At 69.5% G+C, this 4,469-nt stretch carries 4 protein-coding genes; 1 reads left to right on the forward strand and 3 read right to left on the reverse strand.

All coding sequences use genetic code 11. From position 1 onward, the window contains the following. Positions 1–307: 307 nt before the first annotated feature. On the reverse strand, positions 308–1,396 hold the full coding sequence (gene ychF, locus FNH08_RS45415; protein WP_322726497.1) for a redox-regulated ATPase YchF: 1,089 nt from the start codon (positions 1,394–1,396) through the stop codon (positions 308–310). Between the two features lie 230 nt (positions 1,397–1,626). Between ychF and FNH08_RS53785 the strand changes: the two genes are divergently transcribed. Beyond that, entirely contained in the window at positions 1,627–2,457 is an 831-nt protein-coding gene (locus tag FNH08_RS53785; RefSeq protein ID WP_322726498.1) for a DUF6542 domain-containing protein, read from the forward strand. 37 nt (positions 2,458–2,494) lie between these two features. Here FNH08_RS53785 and ppgK read toward each other — a convergent pair whose 3' ends face one another. Together ppgK and FNH08_RS45435 are read right to left on the reverse strand one after the other, a co-directional pair. Further along, on the reverse strand, positions 2,495–3,238 hold the full coding sequence (gene ppgK / locus FNH08_RS45430; RefSeq protein WP_152777445.1) for a polyphosphate--glucose phosphotransferase: 744 nt from the start codon (positions 3,236–3,238) through the stop codon (positions 2,495–2,497). A 125-nt stretch (positions 3,239–3,363) separates the two neighbouring features. Continuing rightward, the gene (locus tag FNH08_RS45435; RefSeq protein WP_152777447.1) at positions 3,364–4,380 is read right to left on the reverse strand and encodes a 4-hydroxy-3-methylbut-2-enyl diphosphate reductase; all 1,017 of its coding nucleotides are present in this window, start codon (positions 4,378–4,380) and stop codon (positions 3,364–3,366) included. Positions 4,381–4,469: the final 89 nt, after the last annotated feature.

The raw sequence follows: 4,469 nt of genomic DNA on the forward strand, positions 1-4,469 counted from the left end.
TGCACCGCCTGAAGACCTGACCGTCGAGCCCACCCGCCCGTCCACGACCACGAAGGACCTCGGAAACCCCGCCACCGGACGGCCACCCGGCACTCGACCCTGCCCGCCAGCAGACATCCACCGCGAGAAGCCCCGAAATCTATTCATCGACTTCTACACGGTGGATCCAGGCTGAACAGTGCGCATCCCAGCGCGGGCGTCCTCATCCCATCCCAGCACGGGAAAAACAAAGGGCCCGACTCCGAAGAGCCGGCCCCCTTCTGACCTGCACATTTGCCAGATCAGCGACGTGGCGATATGTCACCCGCTACACATTGAAGCGGAACTCCACCACGTCCCCGTCCTGCATGACGTAGTCCTTGCCCTCCATGCGGGCCTTGCCCTTGGCGCGGGCCTCGGCGACCGAGCCGGTCTCCACGAGGTCGTCGAAGGAGATGACCTCGGCCTTGATGAAGCCCTTCTGGAAGTCGGTGTGGATGACACCGGCGGCCTCAGGGGCGGTGGCGCCCTTCTTGATCGTCCAGGCGCGGGATTCCTTGGGGCCGGCCGTGAGGTAGGTCTGCAGGCCGAGGGTGTTGAAGCCCACGCGCGCGAGGGTGGCGAGGCCGGGCTCCTCGGCGCCGACGGACTCCAGGAGCTCTAGGGCGTCGGCCTCGTCGAGCTCGGCGAGGTCCGCCTCCAGCTTGGCGTTCAAGAAGATCGCCTCGGCGGGGGCGACCAGGGCGCGCTGCTCGTTCTTGAAGTCCTCGTCGACCAGTTCGTCCTCGTCGACGTTGAAGACGTACAGGAACGGCTTGGTGGTGAGCAGGTGCAGGTCGTGGAGGAGCTCGTTGCGCTCGCTGCCCTGGACGATCCCGTGCGTGAACAGGGTGTCGCCCTGCTCCAGGATCTCCTTGGCCTCCTCGACGGCCTTGACCTTCGGGGCGATGTCCTTCTTGATGCGCGACTCCTTCTGGAGGCGCGGCAGGACCTTCTCGATGGTCTGTAGGTCGGCGAGGATCAGCTCGGTGTTGATCGTCTCGATGTCGTCCTTGGGCGAGACCTTGCCGTCGACGTGAACGACGTTCTCGTCCTGGAAGGCGCGGATGACCTGGCAGATCGCGTCCGACTCGCGGATGTTCGCGAGGAACTTGTTGCCGAGGCCCTCGCCCTCGCTGGCGCCGCGCACGATGCCGGCGATGTCGACGAAGTCGACGGTCGCCGGGAGGACCCGCTGGGAGCTGAAGATCTCGGCCAGCTTGGCGAGGCGGGTGTCGGGGACGCCCACGACGCCGACGTTCGGCTCGATCGTGGCGAACGGGTAGTTGGCCGCCAGCACGTCGTTCTTGGTCAGGGCGTTGAACAGGGTCGACTTGCCGACGTTGGGCAGACCGACGATTCCGATCGTGAGCGACACGTTGCGACTTCCCGTACGTGGAGGACTGAGCAGCTGACTTGTCAGGCCCGGGTCCTTGTCGTGAAGACGACCTTCGTTCAGTGTGGTGCGCTTCCGAGTGCGCGGGCCGGTCCCCCAGTCTACGGCGTGCGCGTGCCCGTCCCGGCGGGCGGTTCGAACGCTTGGCCAAGCTCTGCTCAACGGCGTGTCAGAGAAGCCGTTCGGCACATTAACCGACCAAAGTTGGTTCGGTGGAGCAACACAGGACACGCCCCCCGAAGCCCCGATCGCGCCGTAAGGCGCCCCTTCCGCCCCAGGCGGACAGAGCGGCGTCCGCTCCGGGCCGGTTCGACGGCCGGTCCGGAGGCCGGTTCGACGGCCAGTCGGCGGGACCGGCCCGGAGCGGGCAAGGGCCAGGCACCGACGCCCTGAGCTCCGGCACGGGGTCCGGCTCCGGCACGGGCTCCGGCACGGGCTCCGGCTCCGGCTCCGGCTCCGGCTCCGGCTCCGGCTCCGGCTCCAGCTCCGGCTCCAGCGGACGCGAACCCGGCGCGCGGGGAGGCGGTCGCGGAGAGGTCGCGCGGGCGTCCGGCGCCGGTGCGCCGGGGCGCGTTCCGGGCGTGCGGAAGCCGGTGGGCGGGCCCGTGGCCCCCGCGGTGCGAGCCGTACGGCGGATGCCGAACCTCCGGCTCACCGGACTCGGCGGCGGGCTGCTCTGCGGCGCCGCGATGGTCACCCTCGGCTGCCTCGACCGACTGCTGTTCGGGACCTCGATGACCGTGTACGGCGTGGTGTTCCTGCTGGTCAGTGCGTTGACCGCGGTGTGGGTACGCCAGGGCGACCTCAGCGCGCCCGTCGTCGTACCGATCGCCTTCGCCGCCGGGCTGCTCCCGGTCACCGAGGGCGACGGCGGCCTCGCCGGGCACCTGGTGGGCCTGGTCACCGGCCTCGCCACGCAGGCGGGCTGGCTGTACGGCGGCACGCTCGTCGCCGGTGTCATCGCGACCCACCGCAAGCTCCGCCTGATGAACCGCCGCAGGGCCCTCGGCGACGGACGGGAACACTCCGGCCCCGGCCTCTGAGTCGAGGCTGCCCGTACCCCCGCCTCGCGCGGAGCGGCTACGCCTTCGACGCTCGCATCGCCGCTCCCACGATCCCCGCGTTGTTCTGCAGCTGCGCCGGGACGATCTCCGCCCTGATGCCCTCGATCAGCGGCAGGAACTTGTGGGACTTGCGGCTCACTCCGCCGCCGATGACGAAGAGCTCGGGCGAGAAGAGCATCTCCACGTGGGCGAGGTACTTCGTGACGCGCTTCGCCCAGTGCTCCCAGGTCAGCTCGTGGTCGTCCTTGGCCTTGGTGGACGCGCGCTTCTCCGCGTCGTGGCCGTCCAGCTCCAGGTGGCCGAGCTCCGTGTTCGGCACGAGGATCCCGTCCGCGAACACGGCGCTGCCGATGCCCGTGCCGAAGGTGAGGAGGATGACCGTGCCCCGGCGGTCGCGGCCCGCGCCGAACTGCACCTCGGCCACGCCCGCCGCGTCCGCGTCGTTGACCACCGTCACCGGCAGTCCGCCGAGCCGCTCGCCGAGCAGGGCGCGGGCGTCGACGTCGATCCAGGCCTTGTCGACGTTCGCCGCCGTACGGATCGTGGCGCCGCCGGTGACCACTCCGGGGAACGTGACGCCGACCGGGCCCGTCCACCCGAAGTGGTCGACGACCTCCTTCACGCCGTCGGCCACCGCGTCGGGCGTCGACGGGTGCGGGGTGAGCACCTTGAAGCGCTCCTCCGCCAGGTCGCCCCGGTCCAGGTCCACGGGAGCGCCCTTGATTCCGGATCCACCGATGTCCACGCCGAAGATCTGCATGGCCCTACGTTACGTCGTACGACGGACAGTGACGTAGCGGCCTGGGGTCGAGGGGTCTCGACCACGCAGAATCCTCACGTCTCCTGCTGCTCACGTTCCTGCTACTGCCTCTGCTACTGCTACTGCTACTGCTCGGTGGTGTCCTTGCCCGTGCGCTCCGCCACCAGGCTCGCCGCCTGTGCGCGCAGGTCCTTGCGCAGCTCCTTCGGCAGGGAGAAGGTGATCGACTCCTCGGCGGCCCTGACGAGTTCGACGTCCGCGAAGCCGCGCTGCGAGAGCCACTCCAGGACCTGCTCGACGAGGATCTCGGGCACCGAGGCGCCCGAGGTGACACCGACCGTCGAGACGCCCTCCAGCCATGCCTCGTCGATCTCGTCGGCGTAGTCCACGAGGTACGCCTCGCGCGAGCCCGCGAGCTTCGCGACCTCGACGAGCCGCTTGGAGTTGGACGAGTTGCGCGAGCCGACGACGATCACCAGCTCCGCCTCGGCACCCATCTGCTTCACGGCGAGCTGACGGTTCTGCGTGGCATAGCAGATGTCGTCGCTCGGCGGCGAGACGAGCAGCGGGAACTTCTCCTTGAGGGCGCCGACCGTCTCCATGGTCTCGTCCACGGAGAGCGTGGTCTGGGACAGCCACACGACCTTGGAAGGGTCGCGGACCTCGACCTTCGCGACGTCCTCGGGGCCGTCGACGAGCGTGATGTGGTCCGGCGCCTCACCGGAGGTGCCGATGACCTCCTCGTGGCCCTCGTGCCCGATCAGGAGGATGTCGAAGTCGTCGCCCGCGTACCGGATCGCTTCCTTGTGGACCTTGGTGACCAGGGGGCAGGTCGCGTCGATGGTGGCGAGGCGGCCGCGTTCGGCCTCCTCGTGCACGGTCGGGGCGACGCCGTGCGCGGAGAACATGACGATGTTGCCCTCGGGGACTTCCTCCGTCTGCTCGACGAAGATCGCGCCCTTCTTCTCCAGGGTCTGCACGACGTACTTGTTGTGGACGATCTCATGGCGGACGTAGATCGGGGCCCCGTACTGCTCCAGGGCCTTCTCGACGGCGATCACCGCGCGGTCGACACCCGCGCAGTAGCCGCGGGGGGCGGCGAGGAGGACACGGCGGCCAGGCGAAGCAGTCATGCGAACCATCGTAAGGCCGCGTTGGGGGGCGCGAAGGTCGCGCCCGTGGGGTGCCGCGGGGGTGTCGCGGGGTGGGATCGCCCCCGCCGCCCCTACCC

This window comes from Streptomyces spongiae (genome assembly GCF_009377185.1).
GTDB classification, from domain to species: Bacteria; Actinomycetota; Actinomycetes; order Streptomycetales; family Streptomycetaceae; genus Streptomyces; species Streptomyces spongiae.